Annotated in this window: 18 protein-coding genes; 4 read left to right on the top strand and 14 right to left on the bottom strand. The window is 69.3% G+C overall.

Features of this window, described 5'->3' with window-relative positions:
• Nucleotides 1-12: 12 nt before the first annotated feature.
• Genes ACH492_RS29760 through ACH492_RS29750 form a run of 3 tightly spaced genes read right to left on the bottom strand, consistent with a single transcriptional unit; the run spans nt 13 to nt 4,097 of the window.
• Complete coding sequence (locus ACH492_RS29760) at nt 13-750, bottom strand: GNAT family N-acetyltransferase (RefSeq protein WP_398990938.1); 738 nt, start codon at nt 748-750, stop codon at nt 13-15.
• A gap of 41 nt (nt 751-791) precedes the next feature.
• A complete protein-coding gene (locus ACH492_RS29755) occupies nt 792-2,693 on the bottom strand; it encodes an IucA/IucC family protein (protein ID WP_398990937.1) in 1,902 nt (633 codons plus the stop codon).
• Nucleotides 2,694-2,720: 27 nt separating this feature from the next.
• Nucleotides 2,721-4,097, bottom strand: a complete 1,377-nt coding sequence (locus ACH492_RS29750) for a diaminobutyrate--2-oxoglutarate transaminase family protein (protein WP_398990936.1) — start codon at nt 4,095-4,097, stop codon at nt 2,721-2,723.
• 355 nt (nt 4,098-4,452) lie between these two features.
• Between ACH492_RS29750 and ACH492_RS29745 the strand changes: the two genes are divergently transcribed.
• Nucleotides 4,453-5,628, top strand: coding sequence for a trypsin-like serine peptidase (locus ACH492_RS29745; RefSeq protein WP_398990934.1), 1,176 nt, complete (start codon nt 4,453-4,455; stop codon nt 5,626-5,628).
• A 226-nt stretch (nt 5,629-5,854) separates the two neighbouring features.
• Nucleotides 5,855-7,024, top strand: a complete 1,170-nt coding sequence (locus ACH492_RS29740; RefSeq protein ID WP_398990932.1) for a trypsin-like serine peptidase — start codon at nt 5,855-5,857, stop codon at nt 7,022-7,024.
• A 94-nt stretch (nt 7,025-7,118) separates the two neighbouring features.
• Here ACH492_RS29740 and hflX read toward each other — a convergent pair whose 3' ends face one another.
• The 6 genes from hflX to miaA form a co-directional block, all read right to left on the bottom strand.
• Nucleotides 7,119-8,609: a GTPase HflX gene (hflX, locus tag ACH492_RS29735; RefSeq protein ID WP_398990930.1), complete on the bottom strand. Its 1,491-nt coding sequence runs from the start codon at nt 8,607-8,609 to the stop codon at nt 7,119-7,121.
• 200 nt (nt 8,610-8,809) lie between these two features.
• On the bottom strand, nt 8,810-10,270 hold the full coding sequence (locus tag ACH492_RS29730; protein ID WP_398990928.1) for a M1 family metallopeptidase: 1,461 nt from the start codon (nt 10,268-10,270) through the stop codon (nt 8,810-8,812).
• A gap of 66 nt (nt 10,271-10,336) precedes the next feature.
• The gene (locus tag ACH492_RS29725; RefSeq protein ID WP_398990927.1) at nt 10,337-12,433 is read right to left on the bottom strand and encodes a RelA/SpoT family protein; all 2,097 of its coding nucleotides are present in this window, start codon (nt 12,431-12,433) and stop codon (nt 10,337-10,339) included.
• 176 nt (nt 12,434-12,609) lie between these two features.
• Nucleotides 12,610-13,488: a diaminopimelate epimerase gene (dapF, locus tag ACH492_RS29720; RefSeq protein WP_398990925.1), complete on the bottom strand. Its 879-nt coding sequence runs from the start codon at nt 13,486-13,488 to the stop codon at nt 12,610-12,612.
• A 108-nt stretch (nt 13,489-13,596) separates the two neighbouring features.
• Entirely contained in the window at nt 13,597-14,037 is a 441-nt protein-coding gene (locus ACH492_RS29715) for a hypothetical protein (RefSeq protein WP_398991090.1), read from the bottom strand.
• A gap of 105 nt (nt 14,038-14,142) precedes the next feature.
• Nucleotides 14,143-15,081: a tRNA (adenosine(37)-N6)-dimethylallyltransferase MiaA gene (miaA, locus tag ACH492_RS29710; protein WP_398990923.1), complete on the bottom strand. Its 939-nt coding sequence runs from the start codon at nt 15,079-15,081 to the stop codon at nt 14,143-14,145.
• 182 nt (nt 15,082-15,263) lie between these two features.
• Between miaA and ACH492_RS29705 the strand changes: the two genes are divergently transcribed.
• Both ACH492_RS29705 and ACH492_RS29700 read left to right on the top strand, forming a co-directional pair.
• Entirely contained in the window at nt 15,264-15,530 is a 267-nt protein-coding gene (locus ACH492_RS29705; protein WP_398990921.1) for a hypothetical protein, read from the top strand.
• A 19-nt stretch (nt 15,531-15,549) separates the two neighbouring features.
• Nucleotides 15,550-15,786 (top strand): antitoxin, encoded by a 237-nt coding sequence (locus tag ACH492_RS29700; RefSeq protein WP_398990919.1) that lies wholly within the window; start codon nt 15,550-15,552, stop codon nt 15,784-15,786.
• A gap of 93 nt (nt 15,787-15,879) precedes the next feature.
• Here ACH492_RS29700 and ACH492_RS29695 read toward each other — a convergent pair whose 3' ends face one another.
• The 5 genes from ACH492_RS29695 to ACH492_RS29675 all read right to left on the bottom strand — a co-directional run bounded on the left by ACH492_RS29695 (nt 15,880) and on the right by ACH492_RS29675 (nt 19,643).
• On the bottom strand, nt 15,880-16,587 hold the full coding sequence (locus tag ACH492_RS29695; RefSeq protein ID WP_398990917.1) for a class III extradiol dioxygenase subunit B-like domain-containing protein: 708 nt from the start codon (nt 16,585-16,587) through the stop codon (nt 15,880-15,882).
• Nucleotides 16,588-16,676: 89 nt separating this feature from the next.
• A complete protein-coding gene (gene miaB, locus ACH492_RS29690; RefSeq protein WP_398991088.1) occupies nt 16,677-18,170 on the bottom strand; it encodes a tRNA (N6-isopentenyl adenosine(37)-C2)-methylthiotransferase MiaB in 1,494 nt (497 codons plus the stop codon).
• 73 nt (nt 18,171-18,243) lie between these two features.
• Nucleotides 18,244-18,864 (bottom strand): ATP/GTP-binding protein, encoded by a 621-nt coding sequence (locus ACH492_RS29685; RefSeq protein WP_307660710.1) that lies wholly within the window; start codon nt 18,862-18,864, stop codon nt 18,244-18,246.
• Nucleotides 18,845-19,219, bottom strand: a complete 375-nt coding sequence (locus tag ACH492_RS29680) for a DUF742 domain-containing protein (protein WP_398990914.1) — start codon at nt 19,217-19,219, stop codon at nt 18,845-18,847. Before ACH492_RS29680 ends, ACH492_RS29685 begins: the two co-directional genes overlap by 20 nt.
• Complete coding sequence (locus ACH492_RS29675) at nt 19,212-19,643, bottom strand: roadblock/LC7 domain-containing protein (RefSeq protein WP_307660712.1); 432 nt, start codon at nt 19,641-19,643, stop codon at nt 19,212-19,214. Before ACH492_RS29675 ends, ACH492_RS29680 begins: the two co-directional genes overlap by 8 nt.
• Nucleotides 19,644-19,678 lie beyond the last annotated feature (35 nt).

The raw sequence follows: 19,678 nt of genomic DNA, 5'->3' as shown, positions 1-19,678 counted from the left end.
GCAGCGGGTCGTTCACAGCAGTTTGCGAAGCGCGCGATCGCGGACCATGAGGGCGGCTCGTTTGTCGGGGAGGTCGACTTCGGCGGAGAAGCGGAAGCCGGCGCTCAGGAAGGCGGAGACGGAGGGGGTGTTGCGCAGGTCTGGTTCTGCGATGACGCGTGCGCATCGGGGCCGATTGTCGAGTACAAGATCGGCGACAGCTCTGAGGAGGGTTGAACCGACACCGCGGCCGCGGTCGGCGACGCCCCCGATCAGGAGGTGGATACCGATGTCATGGGGGCGGGCCGGGTAATGCCGCGCCACGGGGTCGAGATCGGCGCGGTAGACCTCGAAGTAGCTCATGGGGATGCCGCTGAGCACGCCTAGGCAGGGGATGCTGCGTCCGTCACCGTCGAGCTGGGCGCGCAGGTGGGCGGCGGTGACGGAGTCAGGTCCCGCCAGTCCCCAGAAAGCAGCCACTGCCGGGTCGTTCATCCAGCGGCTGATCCGTGCCAGATCGCGTTCGATGCGTACGGGGGCGAGATGGAAGGCCCCGGCGGAGGTGTTGGCGGAGCCCCAGCCGGCGGGATTGTCCAGCAGATCGCTGGTCTCGGTGGTGTCCCCGTCCTCGAGGTCACCGGACTGCTCGTCCTCCTGGAACAGCGCGAGGAGCTCTTCAGGGAGCCGCAGGTCCAGGGTGTCCTCGACGTTCCCGCCGAGCTGGGGGGTGGGACCGGCTCCGGTGTCGGTGCTCGCATCGGTGTGAGGCACAGCGGGGCTCTCCTCTCGCAGTTCTGTCAGGTTGGGTTGCCTTAAGGACGAAGGGGGTTGGTGATCGTGACGTAGACGGACTGGGTGTCGACCGGGCCGATGAGCTCGTCGAGGCCGCGGAGCCGGGTGAGCAGATTGGCCTTGGACCGGAGCGTGGGGGCGTCGAGGAGCTGCGCGGGCAGTGGCGAGCCGAGGTCCGCGGTCGCCGAGAGGAACTGCCGGAAAGCGGCGATGAGTACGCGCTCGTCGGCGAGGCGCTGCGCTCCGAACGCTCCGATCAGGCCGAAGACATTGTTGATGCCGAGGTAGTAGGCGAAGCGCTCGTCGGTGACGTCGTCGGAGACGAAGGTGTCGCTTGCGGAGCCGATGCCGGGAAGGCGGCGTTCCAGTTCGGCGCGGTGGGACTCGCGGAAGTAGTAGCCCTGGTTGTCGCGGTAACGGCCGCCGACGGGCCAGCCGTCGGGGTCCAGGATCACCAGGGTGTTCTGCTGGTGGGCTTCGAGTGCGATGCCCACCGTGGCGTCCAGCCAGAGCACCGGGCGTACGACGTGGTCGAGGTAGCGCAGGAACCACTCGGCGGCGACGGCGCCGGTGGGCCTGCCGGTGCGGGCGGTGAGCCGGGCCACGACTTCGGCGAGACGCGAGTGCATCCCGGGACGGCCCGGCCAGGGGCGGGGCGAGGTCAGTCCCGCGATGCAGACGGCGTCGTCGCCGAGGCCGAACGGGTTGTGGCGCACCACGACGTCGAGTCCGGGCACAGGCTCGCCTTCAGCGGTGTCGACGGCGAGCCACGCGGGGTCCCGCACGATGTCGAAGCCTGGGTGGGCTGCCTGCCACTGCTCGGCCAGGCCGGTGCGGAGCAGCCGGTGGACCTCGACGCCGCGGTGGAGTTCTTTGCGGAGGTTCTCACGACGGGAGTTGGTGATGCGTAGGCCAAGAGAGAGCTTGAGCATGGCCGGGGCGCCTGGACGGTGCACAGTGCGGACCGAGGATGTGGGGTGCCAGGGGTCTCCGTGGGGACCGAGGTCATGCAGGAGACCGGCGTCGAGGAGGGCGACGACGGCGGGGCGGTGCTTCAGTTCGCGGGCCTGCCAAGGATGCAGCGGCAACGGAACGGATTGGTCGGGGAGTTGGAGGTCCCCGCAGAGGCGGGTGGTGAGTTGTTCGGTCGGCAGGGTACGGCCCTGTTCGGTCCAGGCCGATTCGGTGGCCAGGACGGACCGGTCTACGGCCATCCAGTGCAAGGGAAAGGAGCCGCGCAACTCGGGTGAGTAGAGCCGGGCTTCGGCCTCGGACAGTCCTTCGCGGCTCTTGGGTGTGGGGTGCAGCGGGTGGCCGAGCAGGAGCGACTGCTCGGCGGTGAGGAAGAGGTCCGCCTCGGGATCGGGGGCGGCGCGGTCGCGGCGGTCGGCGATGAAGTCGGCGGTGCGCCGTACGGAGTCGGCGACCCGGCCGACCAGGTCGGCTCCCTCGCTCTGGCCCGCTTCCCGGCCGACGAGGGCGGCGACGGTGACGGCGTCGGTGGCAGGCGCGTCGCGCGGCCCTCCTTCAAGGGCGGGCAGACCGAAGCGGTGCCATCCACTGACCGACCAGTAGTGGACGGGGACGAGCAGCGCGGTGCCGCTGGCGTGCAGTGGGATACGCAGGGTGTGTCCGTCGGGCCTGTCGAGGTTGTTCTCCCGCACCCAGCAGCGGAGCAGATTCTCGACGGCCGCCGCGTCCGCAGCGCGACATGGATCCGGGTGGTCGAGGAGCTCGACGGCACTCGCGCCTGTGGGCGTGCCCGCAGTGGGGGCGTGCTGCTCACCGTGGCCCCCCGTCTGTTGGCGCGGCACCGTCGCCGCCTCGATCGTGAGAGGGCCGCGCATTCCGCCCTGCCCTTGGTGCTGGGCGGTGGGACGGCCGTCGGCCTCGGGCACATCGGGTGCGGGAGTGGGGTTCACGGAGGTCTTCCTTGTGATTTGTACGGGTCAGTAGGACTGCCCGCTATCGGTCCGGCGTTGCAGGGAGTGCTCTGCGGCGGCCAGGGCATCGGCAAAGCGGTCGAGGACGGCCACAGCTTGTTCGTCGGTGAGGGTCAAAGGAGGGAGCAGCCGAACGACGCCGGAGTGGCGTCCGCCGAGTTCGACGATGAGCCCGCGGTCCAGGCACTCCTGCTGGACGGCGGCGGCGAGGGCGGGAGCGGGCGGCGGGACGAGGACGTCCGGGGATGCGACGTCCGGGTCGACGAGTTCGACGCCGATCATGAGACCCCGGCCGCGTACGTCCCCGATGCAGGAGTGGGCCGCGGCCAGCCCCTGGAGGCGGCCCAGCATGCGCGCGCCGAGGGTCGCGGCGCGGTCGGCGAGCCGGTTCTCTCGTACGAACGCGAGGGTGGCCGCGCCCGCTGCCATGGCGAGCTGGTTGCCGCGGAAGGTGCCCGCATGGGCACCGGGCTGCCAGGCATCGAGTTCGGACCGGTAGATGACTACGGCAAGCGGAAGGGAGCCGCCGATCGCCTTGGAGAGCACCATCACATCGGGCACGATTCCGCTGTGCTCGACCGCCCAGAAGGTGCCGGTCCGCCCGACTCCCGTCTGCACCTCGTCGGCGATCAGCGGAATGGAGCGGGCCGCGGTGATCTCTCGCATTCTGCGCATCCAGGCGTCGGGGGCCGGAATCACCCCGCCCTCCCCCTGCACCGGTTCCAGGATCATCCCGGCCGGCCTGGGCACCCCGCCCTTGGGGTCGTCGAGCAGGTTCTCGGTCCAGCGGGCACCGAGTTCGGCGCCGCGCTCGCCGCCAATCCCGAAAGGGCAACGGTAGTTCTGCGGGAAGGGCAGCCGGGTCACGCGTACATCGGTGGCGCCGCCCGAGGCGTCGAGGGCGCCGGCCGTCATCCCGTGGTACGCACCGGTGAACGAGAGGAGGCCGCTTCGGCAGGTGGCCGTGCGGACGAGTTTGAGGGCGGCCTCGACGGCGTCAGTGCCGGCGGGCCCGCAGAACTGGATCCGTGCGTCATCGGCGAACTCCCGCGGCAGCGTGGCGAACAACTCTGTCGTGAAGGCGTCCTTGACCGGGGTGGCGAGGTCGAGGACGTGCAACGGCGCCCCCGAGTCGATGACCTTCTTGATCGCTTCGAGGACCACGGGGTGGTTGTGCCCGAGCGCCAGGGCCCCCGCCCCGGAGAGGCAGTCAAGATAGCGCCGGCCGTCCGCGCCCTCGATCGTCAGCCCTCTGGCCCGTACGGGGACGATGGGCAGCGAGCGCGCGTAGGTACGGGCCGCGGACTCGCGGAGCGACTGGCGGCGCAGAATCCCCTCGTGCGCAGCGGGCGGCGCCACCGGAGCAGGTTCTGTCACGGCCACGGCTGTTGGTCCTCCAGCTGTCACAGTTGCGTTGCACATCGATATCGCGTTCGTACGCCGCCAAGCCCGGCTGAACGCTGACCGCGTGTACCCCGTACGTACCAACGACGCCGGAAGCCGGGAATCACGGGCAATCGGAAGATCCTTGCGGTGACGGAACCGCGGACCTGGTGCACGCCGTCCCCATCGGCACCGGCATAGTGGGGGCCGCACTCCGGCTCGTGCCCAACGGCCGGGTGAGCAACGCCTTTGTAGGGTTCCGGCAGTTCGAGCAGTTCCGGCAGTCCTGCAAGTTCCTGCAGTTCCAAAAGATTCAGACAGTGCAGAAGTACCGAAGTCCCAGGGGGATCACGACATGCGACCCATTCGCCCGACGCTGGCTGCGGCTTCCATCGCCGCCGTCCTCGCGCTGGCTGCCACCGCCTGCGGTCCGAGCGAGGACAACGCGGGCGACAAGCCGAGCGCGCCCGCCAGCCAGTCCGCCGACGGGAAAATCACCATCCCGGACGATCTCAAGGACCGGCTCAAGGAGCACGGGATCGACCTGGACAAATGGAAGAACGGCGAGTGGAAGAACTGGGACAAGGACAAGTGGCTGCGTGAGGCCCAGGACTACGTCAACCCGATCATCGAGGACCTCTGGGACCCGGACCGGATGCGCGATGCCAAGAAGCCGCCGGAGAAGCCCGTCGACAACGACATCTCGGGCGACGAGGGTGTCACGGACCCGACTCCCGCGCCGGTCAAGGCGCAGGCCGTGAACGCTCCGTACCACTCCAACGCCGCCGAGGCCGGGAAGGTCCTCTTCGACGGCCCGGAGGGTTCGATGGTCTGCTCCGCGACCGTCGTGAAGGACCCCGCCAACCCCGGCAAGTCCAATATGGTGTGGACGGCGGGCCACTGTGTGCACGCCGGCAAGAACGGCGGCTGGTACCGCAACATCGCCTTCGTCCCGTCGTACAACGACAGCGCCAAGTCCACCTCCGAGCTGCAGAACACGCCGAAGGAAGAGATCGCTCCGTACGGCGTGTGGTGGGGCGACTGGGCCCAGACCTCCGAGCAGTGGATCTCCCAGGGCGCCGCGACGGGCGGCCAGGGCGCTCCGTTCGACTTTGCCGTGATCCACGTCACCCCGGAGAAGGGCGGCACGGGCAAGTCGCTGGAGGAGACGGTCGGTTCGGCGCTCCCGGTGGACTTCAACGCCCCGGCCGCGCCGAAGATCGACAACATGACCGCCACCGGCTACCCGGCGGCGCCGCCCTTCGAGGGCCAGAAGCTCTACCAGTGCTCGGACAAGCCGGGCCGGCTGTCCATCAAGGCCAACGAGCCGACGATGTACCGGATCGGCTGCACCATGACCGGCGGTTCATCCGGCGGCGGCTGGGTCGCCAAGGGCCAGGACGGCAAGCCCGCGCTGGTGTCGAACACCTCGATCGGCCCGGTCACGGCCGGCTGGCTTGCGGGTCCGCGCCTGGGCGACGAGGCCAAGGGCATCTACGACGCGGTCAGCAAGAAGTTCGCGGGCCAGTAGGCGCGAGCAAGTCCATGTGAGTGACGGAAGGTAGGGGGCTTGCGGCCGGTCGGCCGCAGGCCCCTCTTCCTTCCTCGTGGAGACTCCGTGCAGGTGAAGCCCTGTCCCAACTCCGGGTATACGCACCGACATAGAGTGGTACCGCAGTAGGGGCGGCCCCGGAAGGCCGCCCTTTTGCATGACCGTTCATGGCGCAAATCCGTTGTACTTCAGGGGGAATCGTTCCATGCGATCCATACGTCCATTGCTGGCTGCCTCCGGCTTCGCCGCGGCCCTCGCGCTGACGGCCACCGCCTGTGGCCCGAGCGAGGACAAGGCCGCCGACAAGCCCGCTTCTTCCAGCCCGGCCGCAGACAAGGGCGGCGCCGACCTTCCCGCGGACCTGGCCGACAGGCTCAAGGAGCACGGGATCGACCTCGACAAGTGGAAGAACGGCGAGTGGAAGAACTGGGAGAAGGACAAGTGGCTTCGTGAGGCCAAGGACTTCGTCAACCCGGTGATCGAGGGCCTGTGGAAGCCCGAGAGGATGACGACGGCCAAGGCGCCGACGAAGACGCTCGCGGCCGGCGACATCTCCGGTGACCAGGACGTCACCGACCCGGAGCCGCGCCCGGTCCAGGCCCAGGAGGAGAAGAAGCCGTACCACCAGAACGCCGCACCGGTCGGCAAGGTCTTCTTCGACTCCCCCGAGGGCTCGATGGTCTGCTCGGCCACCGTCGTCAAGGACCCGAAGAACCCCGGCAAGTCCAACCTGGTGTGGACCGCGGGCCACTGCGTCCACTCGGGCCGGGCGGGCGGCTGGTACCGCAACATCGCCTTCGTCCCCGCCTACAACGACAAGGGCAAGTCCCCGGCCGCGCTGGAGAACGCGCAGCCGCAGGAGATCGCTCCCTACGGCGTTTACTGGGCCGACTGGGTCTCGACCTCCGGTGAGTGGATCAACCAGGGCGGCCCGACGGGCGGCACGGGTGCTCCGTACGACTACGCCGTGATGCACGTGAAGCCGGAGAAGGGCACCAAGTCGCTGGAGGAGACGGTGGGCGTCGCTCTCGACGTCGACTTCGACGCGCCCGAGGCGAAGAGCGTCAGCGCGATGGGGGCCTGGGGTTACCCGGCTGCCCCTCCGTACAACGGCGCGATCATGCACAAGTGCGTCGACCGTCCCGGCCGTCTCTCGATCGCGCCCGGTACGCCGACGATGTGGCGCATCGGCTGCACGATGACCGGTGGTTCCTCCGGTGGCGGCTGGTTCGCCGAGCAGCCAGGCGGCAAGCTGGCACTGGTCTCCAACACCTCGATCGGCCCGGTCACTTCGGGCTGGTTGGCGGGTCCGCGCCTGGGCGAGGGCGCGCAGCAGATCTACACAACGATGAGCGACAAGTTCGCGAGCCGGTAGGTCCGCAGGCTGAGCCGGAGGAACGGAAGGCCCGTACCCCTCGTGAGGGGTACGGGCCTTCCGCTTTGATCAGTTGAGCCGGATCGGCGCGCTGTCAGCGAGTCGCCGGTACATACGGCGCCAGCGCCGCGGCCAGCTCCTCGTGCACCCGCGCCTTGAGCAGCGTGCCCTCGGTGGTGTGCTCCTCGGAGAGAACCTCGCCCTCGGCATGCACCCGCGAGACCAGCCCGCCCTGGGTGTACGGCAAGAGGACCTCGATCTCGACCTCGGGCCGCGGCAGTTCGACGTCGATCAGCGCGAGCAGCTCGTCGATGCCCCTGCCGGTCCGCGCCGATACCGCGATCGCGTGCCGCTCGATGCGCAGCAGCCGCTGCATTACGAGCGGATCGGCCGCGTCCGCCTTGTTGATCACCACGATCTCGGGCACGTCCAGCGCGCCCACATCGCGGATCACCTCGCGCACAGCGGCCAGCTGCTCCTCCGGCGCCGGGTGCGATCCGTCCACGACATGGAGGATCAGATCGGAGTCCCCGACCTCCTCCATGGTGGAGCGGAACGCCTCGACGAGGTGGTGCGGCAGATGCCGTACGAACCCGACGGTGTCGGCGAGGGTGTAGAGCCTGCCGCTCGGCGTCTCGGCCCGGCGGACGGTCGGGTCCAGGGTGGCGAACAGCGCGTTCTCCACCAGGACGCCGGCACCCGTGAGGCGGTTGAGCAGCGACGACTTTCCTGCGTTGGTGTAACCGGCGATCGCGACCGAGGGCACCTTGTTGCGCCGGCGCTCCTGGCGCTTGATCTCGCGGCCCGTCTTCATATCCGCGATCTCCCGGCGCATCTTCGCCATCTTCTCGCGGATCCGACGCCGGTCCGTCTCGATCTTGGTCTCACCGGGACCACGGGTGGCCATGCCGCCACCGCTGCCGCCGCCCATCTGACGGGACAGCGACTGACCCCAGCCGCGCAGCCTGGGCAGCATGTACTGCATCTGCGCCAGCGCGACCTGCGCCTTACCCTCTCGGGACTTGGCGTGCTGGGCGAAGATGTCGAGGATCAGGGCGGTGCGGTCCACCACCTTGACCTTGACGACGTCTTCGAGGTGGATCAGCTGGCCGGGGCTGAGCTCACCGTCGCAGACGACGGTGTCGGCTCCGGTCTCGAGCACGATGTCGCGCAGCTCCTGCGCCTTGCCCGAGCCGATGTACGTGGCCGGGTCCGGCTTGTCACGGCGCTGGATGACGCCGTCGAGCACCAGTGCGCCGGCCGTCTCCGCGAGCGCCGCAAGCTCCGCGATGGAATTCTCCGCGTCCTGCACCGTCCCCGTGGTCCATACGCCGACCAGCACCACACGCTCGAGGCGCAGCTGCCGGTACTCGACCTCGGTGACGTCCTCGAGCTCGGTGGAGAGGCCCGCCACACGCCGCAGCGCGGCCCGCTCGGAGCGGTCGAACTGATCGCCGTCCCGCTCTCCGTCGATCTCGTGGCTCCAGGCGACGTCCTCTTCCATCAGGGCATCAGCCCGAAGGCTCTCGGTGCGCGTCTCCGCGAAGCTCTGCTCGTCCTGGGAAGGGGATGAAGAGGAGGTCATTGGATCCTTACGTCGATTGGAAAACTGCTGAAAACTACCGAAAAGTTCCGGAGAAGAAGCCCGGTACGTCAGTCACAACGCGTAACGGCCCCGGATGATTCCCCGAAGGGGATCCGGCCCCGGCAGCGTCGCCGACCCGTTGATGGTCGCACGGTCCTGCCAGGGCCGTCACCCCAGTTTCAGCGGGCCGCGCCGGGCCTTCAGCGGGCCTGGGGGGCCGTGGGAGCGGTGCTCCGCCAGTCCGGGTGCCCGGGCATCCGCGGCGTCCGGTCCGCGTACAGCCACTCCGCGAAGAACGCCGACAGGTCACGCCCCGCGATCCGCGAGGCCAGAGCGGTGAAGTCGGCGGTCGTCGCCGTCCCGTCCCGGTGCTCCCTCACCCAGGCCCGCTCAAGGTTCGCGAAGGCGCCCTTTCCGATGGTCTGCCGCAGCGCGTACAGAACCAGCGCGCTGCCGTCGTACACCACGGGCCGGAAGAGGCTGATCTTCTGCCCCGGCGTAGGCGGCTTGGGCGCCGCGGGCGGCCCGGCGTCCGCCCGCCACTGGTCGGACATCATGTACGCCTCGCGCATCCGCGTCTCCAGCGGCATGTGCGCCTTCTCCTCGGCGTACGTCGCCTCGTACCAGGTGGCATGCCCTTCGTTCAGCCACAGATCGGACCAGGTGCGGGGCGACACGCTGTTGCCGAACCACTGGTGGGCCAGCTCGTGCACCATCACCGAGTCGACGTACCACTCGGCATATTTGCCGCCGGTGAAGAGGGAGCGCTCGAACAGCGAAAGCGTCTGCGTCTCCAGCTCAAATCCCGTGGCGGCGTCGGCGATCAGCAGTCCGTACGTCTCGAAGGGGTAGCGGCCGACGTTCTTCTCCATCCACGCCAGGTGCCCGGGTGTCTTCTTCAGCCAGGGCTCCAGCTTCTCGCGATCCGCGGCCGGCACCACATCGCGTACGACCAGTCCGCCCGGCCCCTGGCGCTGGAGGACGGCCGAGCGGCCGATCGACACCTGCGCGAGCTCGGTGGCCATGGGGTGCTTCGTCTGGTACGCCCATGTCGTGTTGGTACCCGTCCAGAACTTAACCGTCCGCACACCGTTGGCCACCGCCGTGAGCTGCTTGGGAGCGGTGATACGGAAGGTGAAGTACGCCTTGTCGGCGGGATGGTCGTTGCAGGGGAAAACCCGGTGCGCGGCGTCGGCCTGGTTCGCCATCGCCAGCCCGTCGCCGGTGCGCACCCAGCCACCCTCGCCCGCCGGGCCGGTCGGGTCGCTGGTGTGGGTGACCGTGATATGCATCCGCGAGTCCTGCTCGACGGCGGCGACCGGCTCCACGACCAGATCCTCGCCGACGGTCATGAACTCGGCGGGACGGCCGTTCACCTCGACCGTGCGGACGGTGCCGTGCGAGAAGTCGAGGTTGATGCGCTCCAGCCGCTGCGCCGCCCTGGCGTCGATCCTGGTGACGGCGTCCATCGGCTGGGTGTTGCTGCCGCGATAGGTGAAGGCGATGTCGTACGCGAGGACGTCGTAGCCGGGATTACCCAGGTGCGGGAAGAGGGAGTCGCCGATGCCGAGCGGTGCGGGCGGTGGCAGGGTCGCGGCGACGAGGGTGGCCGAGGCGGTGGCCAGCAGGGCGGCACGCAGGCGCCGAGAGGTGAGCAGCATGTCCTACGGCTATCAGCGCGCCCGGCGATGACCGTGACGGCGCGCGCCGTGCCCACCCGAATGAGGTCAGGCGGTGGCCGCCGGATGCTGGGCGCGGCTCACGTCGTACACCCCGGGCACATCGCGCATGGCGCGCATCAAGGCGGAAAGACCTGCTGCGTCAGGGAGTTGAAGGGTGTACGTGTGCCGTACGCGCTGCTCGCTCGGCGGCTCGACGGTTGCCGACACGATCGCCGCGCCCTCGGTGGCGATGGCCTCGGTGAGGTCGGCGAGCAACCGCGGGCGGCCGAAGGACTCGGCGATGAGGGTGACGCGGCACTCTGCGGCGTCGCCCCAACGCACTGGGATGGGCTCGCGGTCGAGGGCCTTCATACGGGCCACAGCGGGGCACTCCTCGCGGTGGACCGTCACGGTGCCGCCGCGTACCGCGAAGCCGGTGACGGCGTCGGGCGGCACCGGCGTACAGCAACCGGCGAGACGTACGGTCGCGTCCGGCAGATCGACGACGGCGTTCGGGGCGGCGCGCCGGTCGGCGGTGACCGGCGCGGGTCTGCGGGGGGCGGCCGCCGCGACGTTCGTGCCCTCCGGATGCGCTGCGAGCCAGGTGGTGATGGCGATGCGCGCCGCGGGTGTGCGGGCGTGGTCGAGCCACTCGGGCGACGGTCCGGAAGCGGCGTCCTGGACGTCCTGCGCAAGCAGCAGGTGCACCGTGTCGCCGTCGCTCAGCACCGTACTGAGCGTCGCCAGACGGCCGTTGACGCGCGCGCCGATGCAGGCGTGCGCCTCCTCGCCGTACTGCGCGTAGGCGGCGTCCACACAGCTCGCACCGGCCGGCAGACCGAGTGCGCCGCCGTCGGCGCGGAAGACGGTGATCTCGCGGTCCTGCGCCAGATCCGCGCGCAGGGAGGTCCAGAAGGTGTCGGGGTCGGGGGTGGACTGCTGCCAGTCCAGGAGGCGGGAGAGCCAGCCGGGCCTGGTGGGGTCGGCACGCTCGCCGTCGGCCGGCTCGGTCCCCGCCGCACCTTCCGGGGGCACATACGGATTGCCGAGGGCGATCACCCCGGCCTCGGCAACCTTGTGCATCTGGTGCGTACGGATGAGGACTTCGGCGACCGCGCCGTCCGGCCCTGCGACGGCAGTGTGCAGTGACTGGTACAGGTTGAACTTGGGGGCGGCGATGAAGTCCTTGAACTCCGAGATCACCGGCGTGAAGCAGGTGTGCAGCTCGCCCAGCACGCCATAGCAGTCGGCGTCCTCGCCGACCAGCACGAGCAGCCGTCCGAAGTCCGTGCCGCGCAGCTCGCCGCGCTTGAGCCGCGCGCGGTGCACGGAGACGAAGTGGCGTGGCCTGATGAGGACTTCGGCGGCGATGTCGGCGTCCCGCAGCACTGCCCTGAACTTCTCGGCGATGGCGTCGAGGGCGTCCCAGGCCGTCGCGTTGTCCGCGATGAGGGCGCGCGTGCGTTCGTACTCCTCCGGGTGGAGGATCGCGAAGACGAGGTCCTCCAGCTCGGTCTTGAGCGCCTGGACGCCGAGCCGTTCGGCGAGGGGGATGAGGACATCGCGGGTGACTCTGGCGATGCGGGCCTGCTTCTCGGGGCGCATCACGCCGAGGGTGCGCATGTTGTGCAGCCGGTCGGCGAGTTTGATCGACATCACGCGGACGTCGTTGCCGGTGGCGACGAGCATCTTGCGGAAGGTTTCGGGCTCGGCTGCCGCGCCGTAGTCGACCTTCTCCAGCTTGGTGACGCCGTCGACCAGATAGCAGACCTCGGCGCCGAACTCCGTCCGTACCTGATCGAGCGTCACCTCGGTGTCCTCGACGGTGTCGTGAAGGAGTGACGCGGTCAAGGTCGTGGTCTCCGCGCCCAGTTCGGCGAGGATGAGCGTCACGGCTAGCGGATGCGTGATGTAGGGCTCGCCGCTCTTGCGGAACTGTCCGCGGTGGGAGGACTCGGCCAGGACATACGCCTTGTGCAGGATGGCGAGGTCTGCCTCCGGGTGGTGTGCCCGGTGCGCTTCTGCCACGTGCCCGATCGCGTCGGGCAGCCGGTCGCGGGCTGCGGGCCCCAGGAGCGCGGCGCGGCCCAGCCTGCGGAGGTCGATCCTGGGACGCCCACGCCTGCGACTGTGGGCACCAGGGTTGGCGGCCTCTGCACTCATGGGGCACCTCCGGCAGCTTCGACCGGCGGTGGGAAGGACAGGCGTGCCCTCCGGGCCGGTGCTTGATGCTACCGAGCCCACCACGCGGCGCAGTCCAGCTCTCGCTCAGCGTGAAACGGATCACCCATTCGAGCGAAGCTCTAAGCGATCACGGTTTCGGTCCTTACCGGGGTGATCTAGGTCAAGAGGGCGGGGTCGATGTGTCCCTCGGCGACGATCACGGCGGGGCCGGTCATCTCGATCTCGCCGTCCGGCCGCTCCGTGATCACCAGACGCCCGCCCGGCAGATCCACGGTGTACGTGACGGGGGCGCCGGTTTCCGAAGGGTCCGCACCGTCCCTGCGGGCCGCCGCCACAGCTACGGCGCACGCACCCGTGCCGCACGAGCGGGTCTCGCCGGAACCGCGCTCATGCACGCGCACGGCGACATGGCGCTCGCCGCGGTCGACGACGAACTCGACGTTCACCCCGTCCGGGTAGACGGACGCCGGGGTGAAGGGGGGCACGGAGAACAGGTTCCCGGCGTGGTCCAGGTCCTCGACGAAGGCGACCGCGTGGGGATTGCCCATGTTCACGTTCAGGGCGGGCCAGCTGCGGCCGTCGACGGTGACCGTGACGCTCTCCTCCGGGAACAGCGCGCGGCCCATGGAGACCGTGACGTGACCGTCCTTGGCGAGGTGCACCTTCTTGACGCCGCCGCGGGTGGCCACCGCGAGGTCGCCCGCCTCGACAAGGCCCGCGCGCTGAAGATAGCGGGCGAAGACACGTACGCCGTTGCCGCACATCTCGGCGATCGATCCGTCTGCGTTGCGGTAGTCCATGAACCACTCGGCCTCGTCGGCCATGGCGCCCGCCTCGGGGTGCTCGGCGGACCGTACGACATGCAGCAGACCGTCGCCGCCGATGCCGGCCCGGCGGTCGCAGAGCTTGGCGACGGCGGGGGCGGGCAGGTCGACGGTGTTGTCCGGGTCGGGGACGATCACGAAATCGTTCTCGGTCCCGTGGCCCTTGAGGAAGGCAATCGGCGAGGTCTGCGAGGTGCTCACGCCGTCCATCGTACGAGGGCCCTCGGACACTCGGCGGGGCCGGTCCGCTCAACTTGCACCCGGCGGAGCCGGACCGCTCGGCCCACAGTCAGCGGGGCCGGGCCGATCGACCCGCAGTCAGCGGAGCCGGGCCACTCGCCAGACGGCCAACGCGACGAGCACCGCGCCCACGCCGACGTACAGGGCGATGACCCGCCAGTCGGCGCGCTCGCCGGAGCCGCGGGGCGGCAGTCCCGGCCAGGTGTGGCCCACACGGCGGGCGGCCATCACACCCCAGCCCGCGGCGCAGCAGCTGATCAGCAGACCCAGCATGGCGACCACCGCGCCGCCGTCGCCGGTGCCGAAGGCGAGCGGGAAGGCGAACATCAGAGAGCCGACCGCGGCGAGCGCCACAATGGGGGCGAGCTGCCAGATCCGCAGCCTGCGCTGCGGCCGCAGTTCGACCTCGACCTCGTCCGCGAGCACGTCCTGGTCGTCAGGCCCGTCCGGACTCAGACGGGACGCGCTGACCGCTGCGTCCCGTCTTTCCTGTTCTGTGTCGCGAGGGCTGGCCTCCATCGCCACGCGCCCTCCCAACTCGGACTCCACGTCGATCGATGCTCGATGATGGCACGCTACAAGGCGCCGAAATGACTGGCAGAGCGTCCCGATGCCATCACGTGATCAGGCTGTGACCGCTCGTTCGACCAACGCCAGCGCCTGGTGCGGAAGTTCCCCCCGGTGCTCGGCCGCCCCGCTCAGCCAGTGCACGCGCGGGTCCCGGCGGAACCATGAGTCCTGGCGGCGCGCGAAGCGCTTGGTGGCGCGCACGGTCTCCTCGCGCGCCTCCTGTTCGGTGCACTCCCCCGCGAGCGCCGTGAGCACCTGCTGGTAGCCGAGCGCACGCGATGCCGTGCGCCCCTCGCGCAGGCCCTGCGCCTCCAGTGCGCGCACTTCATCGACAAGACCCGCTTCCCACATCCGGTCCACGCGCAGCGCGATGCGTTCGTCGAGCTCGGGGCGGCCCACGTCGACGCCGATCTGGATCGTGTCGTAGACGGCGTCATGGCCGGGAAGGTTGGCGGTGAAGGGCTTGCCGGTGATCTCGATGACTTCGAGGGCCCGGACGATGCGGCGGCCGTTGCTGGGCAGGATCACCTTGCCGGCCTCGGGGTCGGCGGCGGCGAGGCGGGCGTGCAGGGCACCGGAGCCGCGCACCGTCACCTCCTCCTCGAGCCGGGCGCGGATCGCGGGGTCGGTGCCGGGGAATTCGAGGGCGTCGATGGCGCCGCGTACGTACAGCCCGGAGCCGCCGACGAGGACGGGCGTACGACCCTCGGCGAGAAGGCGGTCGATCTCCGCTCTGGCCAGCTTCTGGTACTCGGCGACGCTCGCGGTCTCAGTGACGTCCCAGATGTCGAGGAGCTGGTGCGGGATCCCGCCGCGCTCGTCGGTCGTCAGCTTTGCGGTGCCAATATCCATCCCTCGGTAGAGCTGCATGGAGTCGGCGTTGACGACTTCGCCGCCCAACCACCCGGCAAGGAAAACGCCTAGATCAGACTTTCCGGCCGCGGTGGGACCGACAACTGCGATGACCCGCGAGGCGGGAGCTGCGCTTCTCACCGTCCCAGTCTCGCAAACCCACGGACGTGTCCCCGAACGAGCGAGGTGACGACACAGGGGCGGGTTCGTTGCCTGTTGCGAGGTTCCGAACGCCGGTTTCTCGACCGGTGCCCGCGGGCGGCGCAATGGGACGCTCGGGGCGACGCGGAACTTCGCCCTCACGAGTAGGCTATGGAGTAGATATGGGCGTTTTTTCACGGTTTCGTCGTAAGTCCAAGACGACCGCCGAGGCGTCAACCGAGGAGGCGACCGCCAGTACTCTGACGGCCGACTCCCCGGTTGAGTGCGGTTCCGAGGCCGAGGCGTCGACGGATGCTGCGGAGGAGGTCACCGAAGCCGCGGAGGCCGAGGGCTCCGAGACCGCAGCCGCCGAAGGCGTGGAGATTCCGAAGCAGCAGTCGGCCGAGGAGGCGGCGGACAACGAAGCCGGCGAGGGCGCCCGCAAATAGTCCCGAGGGAAGGTGGCCCATGGGCTTCATGGACACGTTGAAGGCCAAGCTCGCCCCGGCCAAGGGCAAGGTCTCTGACCTCGCGCAGCAGCACGGGGGCAAGATCGAGCACGGTCTGGAAAGGGCCGCGAAGACGGTCGACGCAAAGACCAAGGGCAAGTACAGCACCAAGATCGAGTCTGGCACCGGCAAGGCCAAGGAGGCCCTGGGCCGCATTGCCCACAAGGACGACGGCACTACGCCGCCGGCTTCCTGACATTCACCGACGGAAGGCCGCGGAACAACTCGTTCCGCGGCCTTCCGCCGTCGCGGTCCGCCGCTACGGAATCCGCCGCCGGCCCGGGATCCGCTACGACCAGGCGGCCACGAAGTAGCCGACCCCGTACGGGGCGTCCTCGTAGAGCAGTTGCCCGGCCAGGCCCGCCCCCTCGGCGGCTCCCGCGAGCACCTGCCAGGGAGCCCGGCCCGCCGCCTTGAGTTCGTACGCCAGTGACTCGTCCAGCGCCTTGAGCGCATCGACATCTGCCGCACCCAGTGCCCGGGCGGCCTCCCGGTCGAAGTCGGCCGCCCGCTCGTCCAGATAGCCGGGGGCTTTCAGCGTGCGGCACGCACTGCCGTCGCCCATCACCAGCAGCGCGACGCGCTCCGCCCGGGCGCCCAGTTCCCGCCCGACGGCCAGGCAGCGGTCACCGGCGAGGTGATCGCCGACGCCGAGACCCTCCACCGGGGCATCCGCCCACTGCGCGCGGCCGAGCAGCCAGGCGGCGACTGCCAGGGACGGCGGCAGCGGCCGCTCCTGGTCCGCGCCCACTCCGAGCCGTACGTCGATGTCCACACCGAAGCCATGGAAGGACCCGGTCGCGCCCGCGAGGTGCGGGCCGCGGCCGTCCTGCTCGGCGGGTCCGACCACGAACAGCGAGTCGGGCCGGGCGGCGGCGAGCACCCCCAGGGCGTCGGCGCACGCGCTCCGCGCCGCGTCGAGTTCGGGCGCGGCTCCCGCGGCGACGTCGGGCACGAGCAGCGGCGGGCAGGGGCACACGGCGGCGGCGACAAGCATGATCGCCAGCCTAATGCGTGGTCAGGCGTGCGTCCGTGTTCAGGTCCGGGCCCGGGTGAAGTGCCTGCGTCCCCCGCCACGCCCGTCCGTCAGTCGCAGCCGCACCCCGGTGCCGCGGCCACCGGCAGCGGCTCCGGCACACCGATCCTGGGCAGTCCCAGCATCACTCCGGCCGGCTTCCCGGCCTCGGCGGCGTTGCGCTTCTCCCACGCGTCGCCGGCACGGGTGCGTCGTACGGACTTCGCGGCGCCCTCCGCCAGCAGGTGGTGCGGGGCGGCGTAGGTGATCTCGACGGTCACCACATCGCCCGGGCGCACGTCCTCGTCCGGCTTCGTGAAGTGGACGAGACGGTTGTCCGGGGCGCGCCCCGACAACCGGTGCGTGGCGCCGTCCTTGCGGCCCTCGCCCTCGGCGACCATGACCTCCAGCGTCCGGCCGACCTGCTTCTTGTTCTCCTCCCAGGAGATCTCCTCCTGGAGGGCGACGAGGCGCATATAGCGCTCCTGGACGACCTCCTTGGGGATCTGGTCGTCCATCTCCGCCGCCGGGGTGCCGGGGCGCTTGGAGTACTGGAAGGTGAAGGCGTTCGCGAAGCGGGCCTCGCGCACGGCATGCATGGTCTGCTCGAAGTCCTCCTCGGTCTCGCCGGGGAAGCCCACAATGATGTCGGTGGAGATGGCGGCGTGCGGAATCACGGCGCGCACCTTCTCGATGATCCCGAGGAAGCGCTCCTGCCGGTACGAACGGCGCATCGCCTTCAAGATCGGATCCGAGCCCGACTGGAGCGGCATGTGCAGCTGCGGCATGACGTTCGGCGTCTCGGCCATCGCGGCGATCACGTCGTCGGTGAAGTCGCGCGGGTGCGGCGAGGTGAAGCGGACCCGCTCCAGGCCCTCGATCCTTCCGCAGGCGCGCAGCAGCTTGCTGAATGCCTCGCGGTCGCCGATGTCGGAGCCGTACGCGTTGACGTTCTGGCCGAGCAGCGTGATCTCGGAGACGCCCTCGGCGACGAGTGCCTCGACCTCGGCCAGGATGTCCCCGGGCCTGCGGTCCTTCTCCTTGCCGCGCAGCGCCGGGACGATGCAGAAGGTGCAGGTGTTGTTGCAGCCGACCGAGATGGAGACCCACGCGGCGTACGCGGACTCACGGCGGGTCGGCAGGGTCGAGGGGAAGGCCTCGAGCGACTCCGCGATCTCGACCTGCGCCTCTTCCTGGATACGGGCGCGCTCCAGCAGCACCGGCAGCTTGCCGATGTTGTGCGTGCCGAAGACGACGTCGACCCACGGCGCCTTGGAGACGATGGTGTCGCGGTCCTTCTGTGCCAGGCAGCCGCCGACGGCAATCTGCATTCCGGGCCGCTTGGTCTTCATCGGCGCGAGCCGGCCGAGATTGCCGTACAGCTTGTTGTCGGCGTTCTCCCGGACCGCGCAGGTGTTGAAGACGACGACGTCGGCGTCACCGTCGGCGCCCTCGGGCGCGCGGACATAGCCGGCGTCCTCCAGCAGGCCCGACAGCCGCTCGGAATCGTGAACGTTCATCTGGCACCCGTAGGTGCGCACCTCGTACGTTTTCAAACCGTCCACTACTCCGCCAACCACGTCGTTACCGCTCACCCGTCCAGGGTAAGGGCTCCGGTCGGGCCGCAATGCTGAAGACCTACGCCGGCCTCCATGCCGCCCGGTCAGCGGCCGGCACAGGCGTCAGGCGAGCGGATGCCTGCGCTCTCGCCACTTCCAGCAGGGCAAGGAGCACCGTCTTACTGGAGCTGCGATCGCGGACGTCACACAGGATGACGGGTGTGGTGGGTTCGAGGGCCAGTGCCTGCCGCACCTGCTGGCTCGTGCATTCCCGTCTGCCGTCGAAGCAATTGACGCCCACGGCGAAGGGGATTCCACGCTCCTCGAAGAAATCCACTGAGGCGAAGGAGGAATCCAGACGTCGGGTATCAGCGAGTACCACGGCTCCCAGGGCGCCGAGAGCCAAGTCGTCCCACATGAACCAGAAGCGATCCTGGCCGGGGGTTCCGAACAGGTAGAGCACCAGCTCCGGGGCGATGGTGATCCGGCCGAAGTCCATGGCGACGGTGGTCGAATACTTGCCTTCCACACCCGCCAGATCGTCGATCCCCAGGCTCGCCTCTGTGATGCGCTCCTCGGTCTCCAGTGGGGGCACCTCACTCACTGAGCCCACCATGGTGGTCTTGCCCACGCCGAAGCCGCCCGCAATCAGGATCTTCACTGCTGTCGGCATGATCGGCTCAGAGCTGACGGATACCATCCATCACCCTTTCGATGAGTTCCACGCTCGGTTTGTCCGCCTCCGCAGGCGGCGCCTGGACCAAAATCATCGAGTCGTTCAGTAAGTCCCCGCAGAGAACTTTCACCACGCTCACCGGAAGATCCAGGTGGGCAGCTATCTCAGCGACTGCCACCGCGCGATCCCGGCAGAAATGCAGGATTTCGGCCGACTCCGGCTCCAAGGGTTCCTGGTTGACCTCATGAAGGGACCGTGTGACAACCAGCGTGATCAGCGTGAAAGTGTGCTGACTGTGGCGGGTACGTCCGCCGGTAATGGCGTATGGCCGGACGTGACGTCCGGCCCCTTCATCGTCGAACCATCGCGGGTCAGGCATCCTGAATATAACCGTGGGGGGAGGCCTGCACGCGGGGCGCGGCGCTGAGGTACTTGCCTACCTGTTTGACGAGCGTGCCCATCTCGAAGGCCATCATCCCGACATCCACTTCCTCGGAGGCGATCGCGGCAAGGCGTGCTCCCCTGCCGGCGGCGGTGACAAAGAGGAATGCTTTCTCCATCTGGATGACCGTCTGCTGAACCTCTCCACCATGGAAGTGGCGGGCAGCGCCACGGGCGAGGCTGTGCATCCCCGATCCGACCGCGGACAGGTGCTCGGCGTCGTCCCGGCCGAGGCCCTTCGATTTGCCGATAAGGAGGCCGTCCCCGGACAGCACGATGGCGCAGCGAATCTCTGGAATCTGGTCCACGAGGCTGTCCAGGAGCCAGTCCAGCTGGGGAGCGGCGTGTACCTGCTCAGTCATTACTGAATGTTCCCTCACAGTTAGTTGGCGCTGCG

Source organism: Streptomyces sp. NPDC019443 (assembly GCF_044389785.1).
Lineage (GTDB): Bacteria > Actinomycetota > Actinomycetes > Streptomycetales > Streptomycetaceae > Streptomyces.
Note: the sequence above shows the minus strand (reverse complement) of the source record. Positions and strands in the feature narration are given on the sequence as shown.

What these genes read in the sequence shown, in the direction of transcription:
- ACH492_RS29700 (WP_398990919.1), top strand. Translation starts at nt 15,550, where the DNA reads ATGGGCTTCATGGACACGTTGAAGGCCAAGCTCGCCCCGGCCAAGGGC.
- ACH492_RS29745 (WP_398990934.1), top strand. Translation starts at nt 4,453, where the DNA reads ATGCGACCCATTCGCCCGACGCTGGCTGCGGCTTCCATCGCCGCCGTC.
- ACH492_RS29730 (WP_398990928.1), bottom strand. Translation starts at nt 10,270, where the DNA reads ATGCTGCTCACCTCTCGGCGCCTGCGTGCCGCCCTGCTGGCCACCGCC.
- ACH492_RS29705 (WP_398990921.1), top strand. Translation starts at nt 15,264, where the DNA reads ATGGGCGTTTTTTCACGGTTTCGTCGTAAGTCCAAGACGACCGCCGAG.
- hflX (WP_398990930.1), bottom strand. Translation starts at nt 8,609, where the DNA reads ATGACCTCCTCTTCATCCCCTTCCCAGGACGAGCAGAGCTTCGCGGAG.
- ACH492_RS29675 (WP_307660712.1), bottom strand. Translation starts at nt 19,643, where the DNA reads ATGACTGAGCAGGTACACGCCGCTCCCCAGCTGGACTGGCTCCTGGAC.
- ACH492_RS29725 (WP_398990927.1), bottom strand. Translation starts at nt 12,433, where the DNA reads ATGAGTGCAGAGGCCGCCAACCCTGGTGCCCACAGTCGCAGGCGTGGG.
- ACH492_RS29715 (WP_398991090.1), bottom strand. Translation starts at nt 14,037, where the DNA reads ATGGAGGCCAGCCCTCGCGACACAGAACAGGAAAGACGGGACGCAGCG.
- dapF (WP_398990925.1), bottom strand. Translation starts at nt 13,488, where the DNA reads ATGGACGGCGTGAGCACCTCGCAGACCTCGCCGATTGCCTTCCTCAAG.
- ACH492_RS29680 (WP_398990914.1), bottom strand. Translation starts at nt 19,219, where the DNA reads ATGCCTGACCCGCGATGGTTCGACGATGAAGGGGCCGGACGTCACGTC.
- ACH492_RS29695 (WP_398990917.1), bottom strand. Translation starts at nt 16,587, where the DNA reads ATGCTTGTCGCCGCCGCCGTGTGCCCCTGCCCGCCGCTGCTCGTGCCC.
- ACH492_RS29740 (WP_398990932.1), top strand. Translation starts at nt 5,855, where the DNA reads ATGCGATCCATACGTCCATTGCTGGCTGCCTCCGGCTTCGCCGCGGCC.
- ACH492_RS29685 (WP_307660710.1), bottom strand. Translation starts at nt 18,864, where the DNA reads ATGGTATCCGTCAGCTCTGAGCCGATCATGCCGACAGCAGTGAAGATC.